The sequence below is a fragment of the Agromyces protaetiae genome (assembly GCF_004135405.1).
GTDB lineage: Bacteria > Actinomycetota > Actinomycetes > Actinomycetales > Microbacteriaceae > Agromyces > Agromyces protaetiae.
Window position 1 is genome coordinate 1,468,591 of sequence record NZ_CP035491.1, and the last position, 19,140, is coordinate 1,487,730.

General features: G+C 71.5%; 15 protein-coding genes. 7 read left to right on the forward strand and 8 right to left on the reverse strand.

The features are described 5' to 3' along the window. Nucleotides 1-97: 97 nt before the first annotated feature. Both ET445_RS06895 and ET445_RS06900 read right to left on the reverse strand, forming a co-directional pair. Nucleotides 98-727, reverse strand: coding sequence for a DUF1684 domain-containing protein (locus ET445_RS06895; RefSeq protein WP_208008665.1), 630 nt, complete (start codon nucleotides 725-727; stop codon nucleotides 98-100). Further along, nucleotides 724-1,269: an SRPBCC family protein gene (locus ET445_RS06900; protein WP_208008567.1), complete on the reverse strand. Its 546-nt coding sequence runs from the start codon at nucleotides 1,267-1,269 to the stop codon at nucleotides 724-726. Before ET445_RS06900 ends, ET445_RS06895 begins: the two co-directional genes overlap by 4 nt. Before the next feature lie 102 nt (nucleotides 1,270-1,371). Between ET445_RS06900 and ET445_RS06905 the strand changes: the two genes are divergently transcribed. Both ET445_RS06905 and ET445_RS06910 read left to right on the forward strand, forming a co-directional pair. Next, the gene (locus ET445_RS06905; protein WP_129190060.1) at nucleotides 1,372-2,655 is read left to right on the forward strand and encodes a coiled-coil domain-containing protein; all 1,284 of its coding nucleotides are present in this window, start codon (nucleotides 1,372-1,374) and stop codon (nucleotides 2,653-2,655) included. Between the two features lie 74 nt (nucleotides 2,656-2,729). Continuing rightward, complete coding sequence (locus tag ET445_RS06910; RefSeq protein WP_129190062.1) at nucleotides 2,730-3,290, forward strand: hypothetical protein; 561 nt, start codon at nucleotides 2,730-2,732, stop codon at nucleotides 3,288-3,290. A 46-nt stretch (nucleotides 3,291-3,336) separates the two neighbouring features. Here the strand turns inward: ET445_RS06910 and ET445_RS06915 are convergent, their stop codons facing one another. The 3 genes from ET445_RS06915 to ET445_RS06925 all read right to left on the reverse strand — a co-directional run bounded on the left by ET445_RS06915 (nucleotide 3,337) and on the right by ET445_RS06925 (nucleotide 5,831). Continuing rightward, entirely contained in the window at nucleotides 3,337-3,975 is a 639-nt protein-coding gene (locus ET445_RS06915) for a CGNR zinc finger domain-containing protein (RefSeq protein WP_165314323.1), read from the reverse strand. Nucleotides 3,976-4,035: 60 nt separating this feature from the next. After that, the gene (locus ET445_RS06920; RefSeq protein WP_129190064.1) at nucleotides 4,036-4,560 is read right to left on the reverse strand and encodes a SprT-like domain-containing protein; all 525 of its coding nucleotides are present in this window, start codon (nucleotides 4,558-4,560) and stop codon (nucleotides 4,036-4,038) included. Nucleotides 4,561-4,634: 74 nt separating this feature from the next. Next, nucleotides 4,635-5,831: a PQQ-dependent sugar dehydrogenase gene (locus ET445_RS06925; RefSeq protein WP_166462024.1), complete on the reverse strand. Its 1,197-nt coding sequence runs from the start codon at nucleotides 5,829-5,831 to the stop codon at nucleotides 4,635-4,637. 422 nt (nucleotides 5,832-6,253) lie between these two features. Here ET445_RS06925 and ET445_RS06930 point away from each other — a divergent pair, with 422 nt between their 5' ends. Genes ET445_RS06930 through ET445_RS17940 form a run of 3 tightly spaced genes read left to right on the forward strand, consistent with a single transcriptional unit; the run spans nucleotide 6,254 to nucleotide 8,636 of the window. After that, entirely contained in the window at nucleotides 6,254-7,015 is a 762-nt protein-coding gene (locus ET445_RS06930; RefSeq protein WP_243695359.1) for a LamB/YcsF family protein, read from the forward strand. Then, on the forward strand, nucleotides 7,012-7,863 hold the full coding sequence (locus ET445_RS17935) for a 5-oxoprolinase subunit B family protein (RefSeq protein ID WP_243695360.1): 852 nt from the start codon (nucleotides 7,012-7,014) through the stop codon (nucleotides 7,861-7,863). Before ET445_RS06930 ends, ET445_RS17935 begins: the two co-directional genes overlap by 4 nt. Then, the gene (locus ET445_RS17940) at nucleotides 7,821-8,636 is read left to right on the forward strand and encodes a 5-oxoprolinase subunit C family protein (protein ID WP_243695361.1); all 816 of its coding nucleotides are present in this window, start codon (nucleotides 7,821-7,823) and stop codon (nucleotides 8,634-8,636) included. Before ET445_RS17935 ends, ET445_RS17940 begins: the two co-directional genes overlap by 43 nt. A 36-nt stretch (nucleotides 8,637-8,672) precedes the next feature. Here the strand turns inward: ET445_RS17940 and ET445_RS06940 are convergent, their stop codons facing one another. The 3 genes from ET445_RS06940 to ET445_RS06950 are packed head-to-tail and all read right to left on the reverse strand — an operon-like array spanning nucleotide 8,673 to nucleotide 11,294. Next, entirely contained in the window at nucleotides 8,673-9,539 is an 867-nt protein-coding gene (locus ET445_RS06940) for a spermidine synthase (protein ID WP_129192444.1), read from the reverse strand. Nucleotides 9,540-9,598: 59 nt separating this feature from the next. Continuing rightward, nucleotides 9,599-10,357: a spermidine synthase gene (locus ET445_RS06945; protein ID WP_129190070.1), complete on the reverse strand. Its 759-nt coding sequence runs from the start codon at nucleotides 10,355-10,357 to the stop codon at nucleotides 9,599-9,601. Between the two features lie 25 nt (nucleotides 10,358-10,382). Further along, nucleotides 10,383-11,294: a hypothetical protein gene (locus tag ET445_RS06950; RefSeq protein WP_129190072.1), complete on the reverse strand. Its 912-nt coding sequence runs from the start codon at nucleotides 11,292-11,294 to the stop codon at nucleotides 10,383-10,385. A 316-nt stretch (nucleotides 11,295-11,610) separates the two neighbouring features. Between ET445_RS06950 and rpoB the strand changes: the two genes are divergently transcribed. Then, entirely contained in the window at nucleotides 11,611-15,102 is a 3,492-nt protein-coding gene (rpoB, locus tag ET445_RS06955; RefSeq protein WP_129190075.1) for a DNA-directed RNA polymerase subunit beta, read from the forward strand. A 43-nt stretch (nucleotides 15,103-15,145) separates the two neighbouring features. Further along, nucleotides 15,146-19,048, forward strand: coding sequence for a DNA-directed RNA polymerase subunit beta' (gene rpoC, locus ET445_RS06960; RefSeq protein WP_129190077.1), 3,903 nt, complete (start codon nucleotides 15,146-15,148; stop codon nucleotides 19,046-19,048). Nucleotides 19,049-19,140 lie beyond the last annotated feature (92 nt).

Consider the following 19,140-nt stretch of genomic DNA (forward strand, 5'->3'; position numbering starts at 1 on the left):
TACCCGAACTCGCCGATCCGGCGCAGATCGCCTCTTTCGCAGGCGATGAAGGGCGATCTGCGCCGGATCGGCGGGCGGGCGCGGGCGGGTTGCCGCGTCAGCGATGCATCCGCTCGCCGACGGGGATCTCGGACGCGACCGTGTTGCCCGCCTGCGCGAGCGGGCACGACCACGACGGGTCGTACGCGCACGACGGGTTGTAGGCGAAGTTGAAGTCGACGATGAGCGCGTCATCGTCGGCCGCGGGCCCGAGGTCGGCGCCCTTCATGGTGTCGAGCAGGTAGCGTCCGCCGCCGTACGTGCCGCCGGGGACGCCCGCGAGCCCGTCTTTCACGGGCAGGAACAGGCCGCCCGCATACCCCGTGATGCGCCACACGTCGAGCGAGCCGAGGTACGGCACACGCACCGCGCCGACGAGCGAGAGGTGGATCTTGCCGTCGGTCGCCGAATCGACGACGAGCTTCTCGGGCTCCTCGGCGCGCGTGACCTCGAGCTCGAACCGCCAGTCGGGGTCGTAGCGGGCGACCGTGAGGCCCGAGAACGTGTAGCGGTCGTCGGGCAGGAGCGGCGATTGCGGATGTCCCGCGAAGAGCTCGTCGCGGCCCGATTTCCAGAGCTCGTGGCCGGCCGCGGGATCGCGCACGCTCAAGTGCCGCACGCCCGCGTAGAGGCCGAAGACCCGGCGACGCCAGTCGGCGAGCTGGAGTGCCGCGAGACTCGCGCTCACGAGGCGGCCGCCCGTGCCGCCGCGCGCGCCGCCGTCAGCGCTTCGTCGGCCGTGCCGGGCGGATCGAACGCCCACGTCGGCGCGAGCGCCTTGATCCGCGCGCCGCGCCACTGCCAGAACGCCCACGTCGGATACCACGCGGCCGCGTCGGCCACAGGGTTGCCCGTCGAGAAGAGGAGCCGGTCGCGATAGAGGGTGCGCCCGTCGGGGAGGGCCGAGACGGCCATCCGGTGGTCCCAGCGGTCGAACGCTGCGAACGGGCCCGTGAGGGCCCCGCCGCCGTCGCGGAGCATCCGGACGCCCTCGGGCAACCCGCTCGGGTAGTCGACGTCGACGATCTCCTCGCCAGCCGGCCACTGCCGGAACGCGAGCGCGCGCACCCGATGCGGCCCTTCGGGCCAGACGGTGGGAAGCCCGCCGGGTTCGAGCGAGGCGAAGTCGAGCCACGGTGCGACGATCTCGCGCAGCACGGCGGGCGACCGGACGGCTCGCCACGCGGCATCCGGGTCGCAATCGAGCGTGAGCTTGAGGAGCACCCGCATGTTGCGAGCGTAGATCGCGAGGATGCCTCGGCCAAGCGTCTGCGGCCCGCCGCGTGTCGCGCGCCCCGCTCGCGACGAGGGCGGGCGGCTAGACTCCCCGGCATGTCCGATGGCCTGTGGTGGCTCCCCTCGCTCGTCGTGTTCGCCGCTGCCGCGGTCGGTCTCGGGTTCCTCGTGCGGGCCGCGCTCCGCGCGGGCGCACGCCGCGAGCGCCGCGAACTCGACGCGGGCCGGGCCCTCGAGGTGTCGGCGAAGGGACTCATCGTGCGGGCCGACGAAGCCGTCCGCGACGCGCGCCGCGAGGTCGCGTACGCCGACGCGCAGTTCGGCACGGCGCGTTCGGCACCGCTCCGCGAAGCGGTCGACCGGGCCGAGGCGCTCTTGAAGGACGCGTTCATCCTGCAGCAGCGGCTCGACGACGCCATGCCAGACACGGCGGCCGAGCGACGCGCGTGGAGCACACGCATCAGCGACGGGTGCCGCAGCGCGATCTCGCTCGTCGAGGACGCCCTCGCCCAGGTGGCCGCGGCGCGCGGCGCCGAGCGCGCGGTGCCGTCCGAACTGCCCGTGCTCGCCGCTCAGCTCGACGGGCTCGGCCGCCGGTGCGACGCGGTCGACGCGACGATCGACCGGCTGGGCGAGAAGTTCGCCCCAGAGTCCCTCGCAGCCGCCCGATCGGATGCCGCGCGCGCCCGCGCCGCGGTCGACGCCGCGAAGGGCGTGCTCGACGAGGCATCCGACCTCGCCCGCTCGGGCGCAGCACCCGTCGCCGACAAGCTCGCCCGTGCCGGCGCGCTCGCCGAGGAGGCCGAGCGGTTCGCGTCAGCCGCCGAACGCGTCGAACCCGACCTCGCAGGGGTCGTCGACGAGGCGCGGCAGGCGGCCGCGACGCTCGAGGCCGACCTCGCGTCGGCGCGCGGCGAGCGCGACGCACTCACGGCCGGCACCGACGCCGCCGAGCCTGGGGTCGCCGCCGCGGCGGTCGCCCTCGGGCAGGTCGCGGCCGAGGCCTCCGCCCTGCTCGCCCAGGCGCAGCCCGCCCTCGACGACCCTGCCCTCCGCCGCGACCGGCTGCGCGCCGCGCAAGACCGCCTCGAGGTCGCCCGTGCCGACGCCCGCCGCGCGTCGGGGAGGCTCGACGGCGCCCGTCAGGCCTTGTCGGGTGCGCTCGCGATCGCCGAGGGGCAGATCCGGGTGGCATCGGGGCTCGTCGACCGCGGCCGCGGATCGGTCGGCGCCGACGCCCGCACGCGCCTCGCCGAGGCCGAGCGCCAACTCGTCATCGCCCGCCAGGAGCCCGACCCCGTCGCCGCACTCGACGCCGCCCGTCGCGCTGCCGCGTGCGCCGCCGACGCCGAGGCGCTCGCGCGGTACACGGGGGCGTGATCTCCGGGGCGCTCCGCGCGTCGCACGCCGACACGCGCCGACGCCGCGCGCGCCCCGGTGGGTAGCCTGAGGCCATGACCACGCACGCGCCGTATTCGCAGGGCAAGTACCAGGTCCGCTTCGACCAGGGCGACGCGGGGCTCGCGCGCATCGCGGGCGGCGCCGACATCGTCGTGTGGGTCGACGCGCTCGAAGAGGCGTCGGGCTCCGACCAGGTCGCCCCGCCCGTGTTCGCCGTGCCCGAGGGGGCCGCGGTCGTCGCCGCATCGCTCACGGATGCCTCGGTCGTGGCGCGCTGGATCCTCGCCGAACAAGAGCGGCTCGGCCGCCGCGCCTACCTCGCGATCGTCGCGGCGCGCGACGGAGGCGGCTTCCCCGTGCCCGACCTGCTCGCGGCGGGTGCGCTCATCGACGCCCTCATCGACCTCGGCATCGACGACACGTCGCCCGAGGCGGCGTTCGTGTCGTCGGGGTTCGCGGGGCTCAAGCGCGCGGTGCGCCACTTGACGTCGGCGTCGGCGCAGGGCCGTCAGGCGGCCGTCGACGGTGCCACGGCCGAGCGGCTGAACGAACTCGCGACGCTCGGCTCGATCACCGAGGTCGGCGACGTGCGGGTGCTCCGCGCGGGGGTCTGAGCGAGCGGATGCCTCGGGGTCGACCGCGTGCGGCCGACTCGTCCGCTCAGGCGGCTACGGCCGACTCGTTCGCCGCGGTCTTCGACGCGCTCTTGCGCGCCCGGTGGGCGCGCACCTTCGCGCGGTTGCCGCAGCGTTGCATCGAGCACCAGCGCCGCGTGCCGGCACGGGACGTGTCGAGGTAGACGAGGTCGCAGTCGTCGGCGCTGCACTCGTGGATGCGGCCGAGGTTCGCGGGGGAGAAGGTGTCGACGGCGTCGCGCGCGATCGTGGAGAGCGCCTGGCCCACGGTCTGGATCGAGCGGCCGGCCTGTCGTGAGCCGCCGCCGAGCGCGGGCGGCACGTCGGGGGTCGCGGCGTAGAGGTTGACGACGTCGATGTCGTTCGTGGGGAGGGCGTCGCCGCGGCTCGCCGCGAGGGCGATGCGGGTGATGGCGTCGCGGAGGGCGACGGCGTCGAACAGGTCGCGCGAGCGCGCAGCGCCGACGGCCACGGGGAAGCGTTCGGAGAGCCACGCGGTGAGGTCGTCGGGGGCTCTCAGGCGCTCGCCGTCGGCGCGGACGCGCCCGATGGGGCCCGTGTAGGCGAAGTCGAGGGCGAGGGCTCCGGAGTCGAACCACCAGCGCACGTCGCCCTGCGACGTGAACCATTGGCCGACGGGGATGGAGACGGTCGAGACGGTCACGTAACCATGCTAGTAGGTTTCAGGAAACGTTCAGGACGCGTTCAGAAGGGTGGGGTCTCGCTAGTCGACCGCCGGGCCGGATGCCTCGGCCGCACCCGTCGCGCTCGCCGCCCGCCTGCGCATCGCCGACGTGATCTCGCGCCGACGCCAGACGATGAGGTTCGCCTGGTCGAACCCGCGCCGACACAGCCCGCAACTGAGCGGCCGGACGGGCTCACGATAGCGGTAATGCACGTGCCCCGACGGACACCGCCCCACCCACGACGCGAGTTCGTCGGCAACCTCGCCGTCGTGCGTGCGCCGACCCACGTAGCCGATCTCGGCCGCGAGATGCTTCCACTTCGGGCCGTGGCCCGCCCGTGGGCCCGCCATCGCGTGCGCCACCTCGTGCAGGAGCACCTGGTGGATCTCGTCGTCGGCGTACTTCACCGCGAGGTAGCGCGACACGGAGATGCGCTTCGACGTGTAGTTGCAGAGCCCCGCGCGCTTCTTCGCATGGTCGAACTCGAACGTCCACACGGCGGGGTCGAGGTGCATGGCGATGAGGGCCTCGGCCCACCGTCGCACGCGTTCGAGATCCGCCATGGCATGAGGATAACGCGGGGCGCCGACGCCCGGCAGGCCCCGAGCGCGGGTCGTCGGCGAGACATCCGCCCGGCTCATCCGCCCGGTTGCATCCCCACCGATCGCAATCGGTCGTCGCCGTCTCGCGGCGACCCGCGCCCGTCGGTGTTGTTGGTGACGAACCAGAGGTCGCCGTTGGGGCCGGGTAGTACGGCGCGCACGCGCCCGAACTCGCCGACGAACCACGGCTGCACGACGGGCGCGGTGTCGACTGCGGGGTCGCCCGTGGCGATGCGCGACGCCGGATGCACCGTCCAGAGCCGTTCGCCGCGGAGCGCCGCGAGCACGAGCGTGTCGCCCACGATCGCAAGGCCCGACGGGCTCGCTTCCGACGTCGCCCACTGTGCGATCGGATCGGTGAAGCGCGCGTCGCCCGCCTGCCCCTCGACGATCGGCCACCCGTAGTTCGCCCCGCGCGTGATGAGGTTGAGCTCGTCCCACGTGTTCTGCCCGAACTCGGCCGCCCACAGCCGCCCGGTCGCATCCCAAGCGAGCCCTTGCGGGTTGCGGTGCCCGATCGACCACGCGTATCCACCGAACGGGTTGCCCGGCGCGGGCTGCCCGTCGGGCGTCATCCGCAGGATCTTCCCCGAGAGCGACGCCGGATCCTGCGCCGCCTCGCGCACGCCCGCGTCGCCGGCCGTCGCGTAGAGGAATCCGTCGGGCCCGAACGCGATGCGCCCGCCGTCGTGGTTCGACGCCTTCGGGATGCCGGAGAGCACGACCTGGGGCGCGCCGAGCGCGTACGAACCCGGGCCGCCCGAGAGGGGCATGCGCACGATGCGGTTGTCGGCGTCGGCGGTGAAGTAGGCGTAGACGAGGTCGGATGCGTCTGCGCCGTCGCCCGCTCGGAAAGCGAGGCCCAGCAGCCCGCCTTCGCCCGCCGGCACGACGCCCGGGATCTCGGTGACCGTGCGCACGCCGCCGTCGGCGCCGATCTCGACGACGCGCGCCGTGTCGCGCTCGCTCACGAGCACGCCCCCGTCGGGCAGGCGCACGACCGACCACGGCGCGTCGAGGTTCGCCGCGAGCTCGGTCACCGGCCCTGTCGGCAGGAGCACGGGCGGCGGGACGGGCGCTGGCTGGGTCGGCGGGGCGGTCGCGGTCGTCGGCGGGGATGTCTCGGGGCCCGCCGTGACGGTGGGCGTCGGCACCGGTCCCGCCGACGTGCAGGCTGCACAGGTGAGCGTCAGCGCGAGCACGCCGGTCGCCGCCGTGGTCCTGCTCGCCACCGTGGTCCTGCTCGCCACCGTGGTCCTGCTCGCCCGCTCGGCCGCGGTGTCCCCGGCGCCTCGGGCCGGGCTCGCCCATCGACGACTTCCTTCCGGAGAAACGTATGGTTCTCGCGACGCGGTGCCGAAGTGCCGGACGGGTTCAAGAAGCTGCGAGGTCCAAGGGCGTGCGTCGAACGGTCTGCGACAAGCGGTGCCGAAGTGCCGCCGCCCCCAGGAGAAAAAGCCTTCCGCCGAGGCCGCCAGCAGTCGGAGGTCGAGTCGAGCAGGTCGAGCAGGTCGAGCAGGTCGAGTCTCGGCAGCACTCCGAGGCATCCGCTCGTCCCGGGGCATCCGCGCGCTTCGAGACATCCGCTCGCCTCCGTTCGCCGCCCTCGAACCCCCTCTGTCCAGTGTCGCCGCTGCGGCGACAGAATGGGAGGGTGGCGGCCATCGACCTCAACAGCGACCTCGGCGAGTGGAGCGTGCGCCAGACCGTGGGCGACGACGCCGCGATCTTCGCCGTCGTCGCGAGCGCGAACGTCGCGTGCGGGTTCCACGCGGGTGACGCCGCGTCGATGCGGGCGAGCGTCGCGCAGGCGGTGTCGCACGGGGTCGTGCTCGGCGCGCACCCGGGGTACCGCGACCCCGAGGGTTTCGGGCGCCGCGACCTCGACGTGCCCGCCGACGTCATCGCCGCCGAGCTCCTCGAGCAGCTCGGCGCCCTCGACGCGCTCGCGCACGGCGCGGGCATCCGCGTGCGGTACGTGAAGGCGCACGGCGCGCTCTACCACCGGCTCGGGCGCGACGAGCGGGCGGCGAACCTCTTCGCCGAGGCGGTCGCGGGGTACGGGGCGGTTGCGTCTTCGGCAGCGTCGGGGGCGCTGGATGCCTCGCCGCTCGCCCTCCTCGGACTCGCGGGCTCTGCACTCGAACGCGCCGCTGCCGCGGCCGGACTGCGCTTCGCGCGTGAAGGATTCGCCGACCGCGGCGCACGGCCCGACGGCTCCCTCATCCCGCGCGGCGAGCCCGGCGCGGTGCTCCACGATCCGGGCGCGGTCGCCGCGCGAGCCGTCGAACTCGCACACGCGGGCGGCGTCGACTCGATCTGCCTCCACGGCGACACCCCCGGCGCGGCCGACCTCGCCCGCGCCGTGCGCGCCGCGCTCGAAGCCGACGGGGTCGAGATCCGGTCGTTCGTGTGACCCGGCGCATCCTGCCGAGCGGTCCCGCCGCCCTCCTCGTCGAATGCGACTCGCTCGAAGAGGTGCTCGCGCTGCACGATGCGCTCGCCGCGACGGCGCCCGCCGGGCTCGTCGAGCTCGTGCCCGCCGCGCGCACGGTGCTCGTCGTCGTCGACCCCGCGCGGCTGCCGCTCGAGTCGGCGGCGGCGTGGGTGAGGCGGGCGGATGTCTCGCGTGCGGCGGATGTCTCGCGTGCGACGGATGTCTCGGGTGCGCGCGAGCCCGTCGGCGTCGGCTCGACCCCGCCGCCGACGCAGCCCGTCGTCGTGCCCGTCGCCTACGACGGCGATGACCTCCTCGCACTCGCGGCCTCGCTCGACGTCTCGCCCGAGGCGCTCGTCGCCGCCCACACCGGGGCGGGATGGCGTGTCGCGTTCATCGGCTTCGCGCCCGGGTTCGCCTACCTGGTGAGCGACGACTGGCATTTCGACGTGCCGCGACTCTCGTCGCCCCGCACGCGCGTGCCCGCCGGATCGGTCGGCCTCGCTGGCGGTTTCAGTGGCGCGTATCCGCGCGAGAGCCCCGGCGGCTGGCAGCTCATCGGTCGCACCGACGCCCCGCTCTGGAACCTCGACGCCGACCCGCCCGCGCTGCTCGCGCCCGGGCGGGCCGTGCGGTTCGAGGCCGTGCGCGCGGTGGCATCCGCGGCGGCGACCGCGAGTGGGCGGTCCGGCACGGTCCGAGGCGACTCCGACCGTGCCGAACCGCCCACTCGCGAGCAGGAGGGGGCCGCCTCGTCGTCGAACGGCCCGGCGCGCTCGCGCTCGTGCAAGACCTCGGCCGTCCGGGGCTCGGGCACCTCGGGGTGACGTCGTCGGGCGCGCTCGACCGCGGCGCGCTCGCGCTCGCGAACCGGCTCGTCGGCAACCCCGACGGCGCCGCAGGCCTCGAACTCGTCGGCGGCGGATTCCGTGCCCGCTTCACCGGCACCACGTGGTTCGCCGTCGCCGGCGCATGGGGCGATCTCCGCCTCGACGGCCGGCGCTTCGCGCCCTACACGGCGGTCCGCGCGACCGCAGGCGGCGTGCTCGAGATCGGCGCGGCCGACCGAGGCATCCGGTTCGTGCTCGCCGTGCGCGGCGGTCTCGACGTCCCCGCCGTGCTCGGCTCGCGCTCGCGCGACACCCTCGCGGGGTTCGGCCCCGCACCGGTCGCGGCAGGCGAGGCGCTGCCGATCGGGGGCGAGCCCGAGGCATCCGTGCCCGTGCTCGACCGTGAGGCCGCCTACCCGCCGCCCGCGGACGACGTGACGCTCGTGCTGCTCCCCGGCCCCCGCGCCGATTGGTGCGACGACCCGTCGCTCGCGCCGCTCTTCGAGCGGGTGTGGCGGCTCGCTCCCGACTCCGACCGCGTCGGCGCGCGGCTCGCGGGCACGCCGGTCGCGCGCCGCGACGGCGAGGTGCCGAGCGAGGCGACCGTGCCGGGAGCCGTGCAGTTGCCGCCGTCGGGGCTGCCGACGATCCTCCTCGCCGACCGGCCCGTCACGGGCGGTTACCCCGTGATCGCGGTCGTCGCGCCGTCATCGCTCGACGCGCTCGCGCAAGTGCGGCCGGGGCAGGGCATGCGCTTCCGCCACGCGTAGCTCGGGTTCAGGTGGCGGGTGCCGGCGGGGCGGCGCTCAGCCCTTCGACAAGAACACCGACCGCGCGGGCGGCGGACTCGGCACCGCCGTGGCATCCGTCACGACTTTGCCGGCCGCCGCGAACCTGCGGAACTCCTCGCCCTCGACGAGCTTCGCGGGTGCCGGGTCGCTTGCGAGCCGGCGCGGCAGCGACCCGAACGGCAGCTCGGCATCCGACGCATACATGACGACGTTGCCGAACCGGCGGCCCTTCAGCATGTTCGCGTCGGCCGCGAGCGCGACGTGGGCGAACACGTGCGCGAGGGTCGCGGCCTGCGAGCGCGCGAAGCCGAGTCCCGCGCCGTCGGCGACGTTGACGGCGACGATGCCGCCGCGCGCCATGCGCCGCACGAGCAGGGAGTAGAACTCGGCGCTCGTGACGTGCGCGGGCGTGCGCGCGCCCGAGAAGATGTCGACGATCGCGAGGTCGACGGCGCCGTCGAGGCCTGCGGGCAGCTTCGCCAGCACCTCGCGCGCGTCGCCCGTGCGCACGCGGATCTGCGCGCCGCGCGGGAGCGGCAGGTGCTCGCGGACGAGTTCGACGAGCGCCGGTTCGAGCTCGACCACCTGCTGGCGCGAGCCCGGACGGGTCGCCGCGACGTACCGCGGCAGCGTCAGGGCGCCCGCGCCGAGGTGCAGGGCCGTGATCGCCTCGCCCTCGGGCGCGACCAGGTCGGCCGCGTGCCCGATGCGGCGCACGTACTCGAATCCGAGCCACTCGGGCCGATCGAGTTCGACGTGCGACTGCGGCGTGCCGTCGACGAGGAGCGTCCACGATCCGGGCTGCGCCCGCGACTCCTCGAGGCGCGCGAGGTGGCCGTTCGAGAGGCGGCGTTCGAGAGGGTTCGCGGGAGCGTCGGGCACGCGACAACGGTACCCCCGCAGGATGAAGGCGACGGATGCCGCGGAGTCGGCGCCTGCGGTCAGCACGCCCCCCACAGCGCGAAGTCGAGTCGCGCGCCCGTGAGGATCTCGGCGGGGAACGGCCCGCCCGACGCGAGCCGCCGCTCGAGTCCGCGCGGAAACCCGTGCGGCGCCGCGACGACGACGGCGTTCCCTTCTTCGGCGCCCGACAGGACCGACGGGTCGCCCGCGACGAGCACCTCGGCCGACGGCGCGGCCCGCGAGAGCGCGCGCCCGAGTGCGCGGAGGCGCGCGAGTCCGGCGGCGTCGGCGACGTTGACGACGAGGATGCCGGTAGGCCCGAGCCGTCCGAGGGCAGCCGCGAGGAAGCCGGGCTCGTCGACGAACGCGGGCGCCTCGAGCCCTGTGTAGAGGTCGAGCACGACGAGGTCGAAGGGCCCCGGCACGAGGTCGGCGGCGCCATGCGCGGCGATGACGGTCTGCGCGTCGTCGACGACGAACTCGACGCCGGGCGGCGCCGGCAGGCGGTCGAGCACGGCTGCGACGAGGGCGGGGTCGTGGTCGACGACGACCTGCACCGACCCGGGGCGGGTCGCCGCGATGTAGCGGGGGAGGGTGAGCGCGCCGCCGCCGAGGTGCAGGGCGCTGATCGGCGCCCCGGGCGCGGCCGCGGCGTCGATCGCGTGTCCGATGCGGCGCACGTACTCGAAGAAGAGCCGGGTCGGGTCGGACGGGTCGACGTGCGACTGCGCCTGCCCGTCGACGAGCAGCGTCACGCCGCGCGCGATGCCGTCGGTCTCGAACTCGATCGACCCCATGCAGGCATCGTCCCACGCGCGGCCGTCAGGCGCGCCCGCCGCCGCCGAGTCGCGCTTCGAGGGCATCGAGCGCGGCCGCGAGCACGGCGTCGCGGTCGAGCCCGGTGGCCGCTTCGAGCGCGGCGAGGCGCGCGTCGAGCGCGGGTGCGAGCGGGGCTGCGGCTGTCTCGGACGCACCGGTCGCGTCGACGAGGCCGGATGTCTCGGCCGCCGCGGATGCCGCGGGCTCGCCCTCTGCGGCGAACGGCGGGGCCGAGACATCGGCCACCGAGACATCCGCCGGCTGCGCTTGCGCATCGCGCCCGCGCAGCAGGAGCGCGACGATCGGGAGCACGATCGTGCCGACCGCGTCGACGATCGCGAGCACGCCGACCGTGCGCCAGTAGACGTTGCTCAACTCGACGCCCGGGAACTCGCCCTTCGTCGCGAGGTTCGCGATGAGGAGCACGGCCACGCCCGCGATCGCCGCGAGCGTGACGCCGAGGAGGATCCGCACGGCCGGATGCCGTCGGCCGGCGAGGAGCAGCAGGAGGTTCGCGTGCGCGAGGCTCGCGGCCGCGATCGACGCCATGCCGAACCAGAGGAAGACGTCGTAGCCGTCGAAGTTCGAACCCCAGATGCCGAAGAGCCCGATGCCGACGGCGACGGCCGTGACCGCGAGGCCCACGAAGCCGACGAGCCGCACCGGCCGCCCCGCGACCGCGAGGTGGCAGAGGGCGATCGCGCTCGCCGCCGCGACGAGCAGCGTCGTCAGGAGCACCTGGCCCTGCGTCTGCCCGTACGCGCCGCTCAAGAGCACGACGATGCCGACGATCGCCGCGATCGACACCGACGCGACGAGCGCGATGATCGCCGCACGGCGCGCGCCGCGAAGGCCCGACGGCGGTGCGCCGGCGCTCGAGGGGGAGTCGAGCGCTGCCGGGTGCTGCGGTGTCATGAGGCCTCCGCGGCTCACACTACGGACGGCCGCCGACATGCGAAGTACGCCCCGCCGAGGCATCCGGAGTCTGGAATTCCGCGCCCTGCGCGAGGGTTATACCGGACATCCGCGGACAAATCAAGAATTCGACTGGACACGGCGCGCCGTTTCACCTATAGTTGAGGTTTGCGCTCCCAGACCCAACGTGCCCTCATATTGCGGTCGGCCACGTGCGTGCTGAGCCACTCGGTTCCAGTGTGCACATGTCTGCGGGGTTCTCTCCACCACCATCGACAGTGAACCAGCCCTCATGGGGCTCACGGAGGTCATTTCCTTGGCTGCTGCGCGCAACGCAACCACGCCCACCCCGAAGAACGGACGCGGTGCAAGCCGCCTCTCGTTCGCAAAGGTCACCGACACCCTTACCGTACCCGACCTGCTCGCCCTGCAGACCGAGTCCTTCGACTGGCTCGTCGGCAACGACGCGTGGAAGGCACGCGTCGAGCAGGCCATCGCCGAGGGTCGTCAAGACCTTCCCGAGGCCACCGGTCTTGAAGAGATCTTCGAGGAGATCTCCCCGATCGAAGACCTCGGCGAGACGATGCAGCTCTCGTTCACGAACCCCGAGCTCGAGCCCGAGAAGTACACGATCGAGGAGTGCAAGGAGAAGGGCAAGACCTACTCCGCTCCGCTGTACGTCAATGCGGAGTTCATGAACCACCTCACGGGTGAGATCAAGACGCAGACCGTCTTCATGGGCGACTTCCCGCTCATGACCCCCAAGGGCACGTTCGTCATCAACGGCACCGAGCGCGTCGTCGTCTCGCAGCTCGTCCGTTCGCCCGGCGTCTACTTCGAGCGCACTCCCGACAAGACCTCCGACAAGGACATCTACTCGGCGCGCGTCATCCCGAGCCGCGGTGCGTGGCTCGAGTTCGAGATCGACAAGCGCGACCAGGTCGGCGTCCGCATCGACCGCAAGCGCAAGCAGTCGGTCACGGTGTTCCTGAAGGCCCTCGGCCTCACCTCCGAGGAGATCCTCGAGGAGTTCGCCGGCTACGAGTCGATCGCCCTCACCCTCGAGAAGGACAACATCCTCACGAAGGAAGAGGCGCTCAAGGACATCTACCGCAAGCTCCGTCCGGGCGAGCAGGTCGCCGCCGAGGCCGCGCGTGCGCTCCTCGACAACTTCTACTTCAACCCGAAGCGCTACGACCTCGCGAAGGTCGGCCGGTACAAGATCAACCAGAAGCTCGGCCTCGAGGCTCCCCTCACCGACTCGGTGCTCACGGTGCAAGACATCGTCGCCACGATCAAGTACCTCGTCGCGCTGCACGAGGAGCGCCCGACGCTCCCCGGCCGCCGCAACGGTCAGGACGTCGAGCTGCGCCTCGACACCGACGACATCGACAACTTCGGCAACCGTCGCATCCGCGCCGTCGGCGAGCTCATCCAGAACCAGGTCCGCACGGGCCTCTCGCGCATGGAGCGCGTGGTCCGCGAGCGCATGACGACGCAAGACATCGAGGCGATCACGCCGCAGACCCTGATCAACGTGCGACCCGTCGTCGCCGCGATCAAGGAGTTCTTCGGCACGTCGCAGCTGTCGCAGTTCATGGACCAGAACAACCCGCTCGCCGGCCTGACGCACAAGCGTCGTCTGTCGGCGCTCGGCCCCGGCGGTCTCTCGCGTGACCGCGCGGGCGTCGAGGTCCGCGACGTCCACCCCTCGCACTACGGCCGCATGTGCCCGATCGAGACGCCGGAAGGCCCGAACATCGGCCTCATCGGCTCGCTCGCGTCGTTCGCGCGCATCAACTCCTTCGGCTTCATCGAGACGCCGTACCGCAAGGTCGTCGACGGTCGGGTCATCGACCAGATCGACTACCTCACGGCCATGGAGGAGAACGACTTCATCGTCGCGCAGGCCAACGCCCCGCTGAAGGCCGACGGCCATTTCCAGGAGGAGCGCGTCCTCGCCCGCAAGAAGGGCGGCGAGGTCGACCTCTTCCCTGCCGACCAGATCGGCTACATGGATGTCTCGCCGCGCCAGATGGTGTCGGTCGGCACGTCGCTCATCCCCTTCCTCGAGCACGACGACGCGAACCGCGCCCTCATGGGTGCGAACATGCAGCGCCAGGCCGTGCCGCTGCTCCGCAGCGACTCGCCGCTCGTGGGCACCGGTATGGAGGGCTACGCCGCGATCGACGCCGGTGACGTCGTCACCGCCGACAAGCCGGGTGTCGTCGCAGAGGTCTCGGCCGAGGCCGTCACGATCCAGCTCGACGAGGGCGGCACGCAGACCTACTTCCTGCGCAAGTTCGACCGCTCGAACCAGGGCACGTCGTACAACAACCGCGTCATCGTCTCGGCGGGCGACCGCATCGAGGCGGGCGAGGTCATCGCCGACGGTCCTGCGACCGACAACGGCGAGCTCGCGCTCGGCAAGAACCTCCTCGTGGCGTTCATGCCGTGGGAGGGTCACAACTTCGAGGACGCGATCATCCTCAGCCAGAACCTCGTGAAGGACGACGTGCTCTCGTCGATCCACATCGAGGAGTACGAGGTCGACGCGCGCGACACGAAGCTCGGCAAGGAGGAGATCACCCGTGACCTCCCCAACGTGAGCCCCGACCTGCTCGCCGACCTCGACGAGCGCGGCATCATCCGCATCGGCGCCGAGGTCCGCCCCGGCGACATCCTCGTCGGCAAGGTCACGCCGAAGGGCGAGACCGAGCTGTCGGCCGAAGAGCGCCTCCTCCGCGCGATCTTCAACGAGAAGAGCCGCGAGGTCCGCGACACGTCCCTCAAGGTGCCTCACGGCGAGCAGGGCACGATCATCGCGGTCAAGGAGTTCAACGCCGAAGAGGGCGACGACGAGCTCGGCTCGGGCGTCAACCGTCGCGTCGTCGTCTACATCGCCCAGAAGCGCAAGATCACCGAGGGCGACAAGCTCGCCGGCCGCCACGGCAACAAGGGCGTCATCTCGAAGATCCTGCCGGTCGAGGACATGCCGTTCCTCGCGGACGGCACGCCCGTCGACGTCATCCTGAACCCGCTCGGCATCCCCGGTCGAATGAACTTCGGCCAGGTGCTCGAGACCCACCTCGGCTGGGTCGCCAAGCAGGGCTGGAAGGTCGACGGCAAGCCGGCGTGGGCCAAGCGCCTGCCCGAGGCCGCGCACGAGGCCGCGCCCGGCACCAAGGTCGCGACCCCCGTGTTCGACGGCGCCTTCGAGGAGGAGATCGCGGGTCTGCTCGACTCGACGCTCCCCAACCGCGACGGCGAGCGTCTCATCGGATCGTCGGGCAAGACCCAGCTGTTCGACGGCCGCTCGGGTGAGCCGTTCCCGTACCCCGTGTCGGTCGGCTACATGTACATCCTGAAGCTGCACCACCTCGTCGACGACAAGATCCACGCGCGTTCGACGGGCCCGTACTCGATGATCACCCAGCAGCCGCTCGGTGGGAAGGCGCAGTTCGGCGGCCAGCGCTTCGGCGAGATGGAGGTGTGGGCCCTCGAGGCCTACGGCGCGGCATACGCGCTGCAGGAGCTCCTCACGATCAAGTCCGACGACATCCTCGGCCGCGTCAAGGTCTACGAGGCGATCGTCAAGGGCGAGAACATCCAGGAGCCCGGCATCCCCGAGTCCTTCAAGGTGCTCATGAAGGAGATGCAGTCCCTGTGCCTGAACGTCGAGGTCCTCTCGGCCGACGGCACCGCCGTGTCGCTCCGCGACACCGACGACGAGGCCTTCCGCGCTGCGGAAGAGCTCGGCATCAACATCTCCGCGCGCTTCGAGTCGTCGAACATCGACGAAATCTGAGCCAGGCACGAACACGAACGACTTCAGGAATCTAGGAGAGAAATTGCTCGACGCAACGACGTTCGATGAGCTCCGTATCGGCCTGGCCACCGCAGAGGACATCCGCAAGTGGTCCTACGGCGAGGTCAAGAAGCCCGAGACCATCAACTACCGCACGCTGAAGCCCGAGAAGGACGGGCTCTTCGGCGAGCAGATCTTCGGCCCGAGCCGCGACTGGGAGTGCGCGTGCGGCAAGTACAAGCGCGTGCGCTTCAAGGGCATCGTCTGTGAGCGATGCGGCGTGGAGGTCACCAAGTCCTCCGTGCGCCGTGAGCGCATGGGCCACATCGAGCTGGCCGCCCCGGTCACGCACATCTGGTACTTCAAGGGTGTGCCCAGCCGCCTCGGCTACCTGCTCGACATGGCGCCGAAGGACCTCGAGAAGGTCATCTACTTCGCCGCCTACATGGTGATCGACGTCGACGACGAGGGTCGTCACGCCGACCTCCCGGGCCTTGAGAACGAGCTCCGCCTCGAGATCAAGACGATCGGCGACCAGCGCGACGCGCGCATCGCCGACCTCATGAAGCGCAAGGAAGACGAGCTCGCCGCGCTCGAGGCCGAGGGCGCCAAGTCCGACGTCAAGAAGCGCGCCGAGGCCGCCGCCGACAAGGAGATGGCCGGCGTCCGCAAGTCGGGCGACGAGCAGATCGCGCACCTCGAGCGCGTGTGGGAGGCCTTCCGCACCCTCAAGGTCGGCGACCTCAAGCCCGAAGACTCCGACTTCCAGGAGCTGCAGGACCGCTTCGGCATGTACTTCGAGGCCTACATGGGCGCCGAGGCCATCAAGAAGCGTCTGCTGAGCTTCGACCTCGCGGCCGAGGCCGAAGACCTGCACCTGCAGATCGCCGAGGGCAAGGGTCAGAAGAAGATCCGCGCCATCAAGCGCCTCAAGGTCGTCAACTCGTTCCTCCAGACGGGTGCTTCGCCGGCGGCGATGGTGCTCGACGTGGTTCCGGTCATCCCGCCCGAGCTGCGTCCGATGGTCCAGCTCGACGGCGGCCGCTTCGCGACCTCCGACCTGAACGACCTGTACCGCCGCGTCATCAACCGGAACAACCGTCTTCGTCGTCTCCTCGACCTCGGCGCGCCCGAGATCATCGTCAACAACGAGAAGCGGATGCTCCAGGAGGCCGTCGACGCGCTGTTCGACAACGGCCGCCGCGGCCGCCCGGTCACGGGTACCGGCAACCGCGCCCTCAAGTCCCTGAGCGACATGCTCAAGGGCAAGCAGGGTCGCTTCCGCCAGAACCTCCTCGGCAAGCGCGTCGACTACTCGGGCCGTTCGGTCATCGTCGTCGGCCCGCAGCTGAAGCTGCACCAGTGCGGTCTGCCCAAGCAGATGGCGCTCGAGCTCTTCAAGCCGTTCGTGATCAAGCGCCTCATCGACCTGAGCCACGCGCAGAACATCAAGGCCGCCAAGCGCATGGTCGAGCGTTCGCGCCCGCAGGTGTGGGACGTCCTCGAAGAGATCATCCGCGAGCGCCCCGTGCTGCTGAACCGTGCGCCCACGCTGCACCGTCTCGGCATCCAGGCGTTCGAGCCGCAGCTCGTCGAGGGCAAGGCCATCCAGCTCCACCCGCTCGTGTGTGCGGCGTTCAACGCCGACTTCGACGGCGACCAGATGGCCGTGCACCTTCCGCTGTCGGTCGAGGCTCAGGCTGAGGCGCGCGTGCTCATGCTCGCGTCGAACAACATCCTGAAGCCGTCGGACGGCCGCCCGGTGACCCTGCCGTCGCAGGACATGATCATCGGTCTGCACCACCTGACGACCGAGAAGCCGGGCGCTGCCGGCGAGGGCCGTGCGTTCTCGTCGATCGCCGAGGCGATCCTCGCGTTCGACCAGAACCGTCCGGGCGAGATCGCGCTCGACCTCAACGCGAACGTGCGCATCCGTCTCGACGGCGTGCACTTCGCCGAGGGCGAGGAGCCGGAAGACTTCGTCGAGGGCAAGCCGTACCTGATGTCGACGACCCTGGGCCGCGCGATCTTCAACGAGGCGCTCCCGGTGGACTACCCGTACTTCAACGAGCAGGCCGGCAAGGGTCAGATCTCCCAGATCGTCAACGACCTGGCCGAGCGCTACCCGAAGACCGAGGTCGCCGCGACCCTCGACCGCATCAAGGACGCCGGCTTCCGCTGGGCGACCCGTTCGGGCGTGACCGTCGCGCTCTCCGACATCGTCGAGCTTCCGCAGAAGCGCGAGATCGTGTCGAAGTACGAGAAGCAGGCCGCGAAGGTCCAGGCGCAGTTCGAGAAGGGTCTCACGACCGACCTCGAGCGTCGTCAGGAGCTCATCCAGATCTGGACGAAGGCGACCGACGAGGTCGCGAAGGCGATGCAGGAGGAGTTCGCGGCGCAGCCGTCGAACACCATCAACCGCATGGTCACGTCGGGTGCTCGTGGTAACTGGCTGCAGGTGCGCAACATCGCCGGCATGCGAGGCCTCGTGAACAACCCGAAGGGTGAGATCATCCCTCGCCCGATCATCTCGTCGTACCGCGAGGGCCTGTCGGTGGCGGAGTACTTCATCGCCACGCACGGTGCCCGCAAGGGTCTCGCCGACACCGCTCTGCGTACCGCCGACTCGGGCTACCTGACGCGTCGTCTGGTGGATGTCTCGCAGGACGTCATCATCCGTGAGGACGACTGCGGCACGACCAAGGGCCTCGAGCTCCCGATCGCCGCGCTCAACGCGGCCGGCGAGCTCGTCCGCGACCCGAACGTCGAGAACTCGGTGTTCGCGCGCAGCCTGGCCGCTGACGCGGTCGACGCCAAGGGCGAGGTCATCGCCGAGGCGGGTGCCGACGTCGGCGACGTGCTCATCGACAAGCTCGTCGCGGCGGGTGTCGAGACGATCCGCGTGCGCTCGGTGCTCACGTGCGAGTCGGCCGTCGGCGTGTGCGCGGCGTGCTACGGCCGTTCGCTCGCGACGGGCAAGCTCGTCGACCTGGGCGAGGCCGTGGGCATCATCGCGGCGCAGTCCATCGGCGAGCCGGGCACCCAGCTCACGATGCGTACGTTCCACACGGGTGGTTCGGCTTCGGCCGACGACATCACGCAGGGTCTTCCCCGCGTGCAGGAGCTCTTCGAGGCTCGCACCCCGAAGGGCGCGTCGCCCATCGCCGAGGCCGCCGGTCGCATCACGATCGACGAGAACGACAAGCAGCGCAAGGTCATCCTGACGCCCGACAACGGCGACGAGCCGGTCGTCTACAACGTGCTGCGTCGTTCGACGCTGCTCGTCGAGGACGGTCAGCACGTCGAGCTCGGTCAGCAGATCATCGTCGGCGCCGTCGACCCGAAGGAAGTCCTCCGGGTCAAGGGTGTGCGCGACGTGCAGAAGCACCTCGTGAACGGCGTCCAGGACGTCTACCGTTCGCAGGGCGTGCCGATCCACGACAAGCACATCGAGGTCATCGTGCGTCAGATGCTCCGCAAGGTCACGGTCGTCGACCACGGCGACACCGACCTGCTCCCGGGCGAGCTCGTCGACCGTTCGAAGTACAACGAGATCAACCGTGCGGCGCTCACCGAGGGCAAGAAGACGGCGTCGGCGCGCCAGGAGGTCATGGGTATCACCAAGGCTTCGCTTGCGACCGAGTCGTGGCTGTCGGCCGCGTCCTTCCAGGAGACGACCCGTGTGCTCACGCAGGCCGCCATGGAGGGCAAGAGCGACCCGCTGGTCGGCCTCAAGGAGAACGTCATCATCGGCAAGCTCATCCCCGCCGGCACCGGTCTCGCGAAGTACCGGAACGTGGCGGTCGAGGCGACCGAGGAGGCGAAGGCGGAGCGCTACCCGAACCGCATCTTCGCCGACGACGCGGCGTTCAGCGAGGGCGACCTCAGCTTCGTCGACTTCGACGCGTTCTCGAGCGACGACTTCACGCCGGGCAATTACAGCTAAGGCGCGAATCGCAAGAAAGGGGCTCCGGGCAATCGCCCGGGGCCCCTTTCGCGTACGCAGGCGCGGGCGTGAGACATCCTCGCGTACCCCCT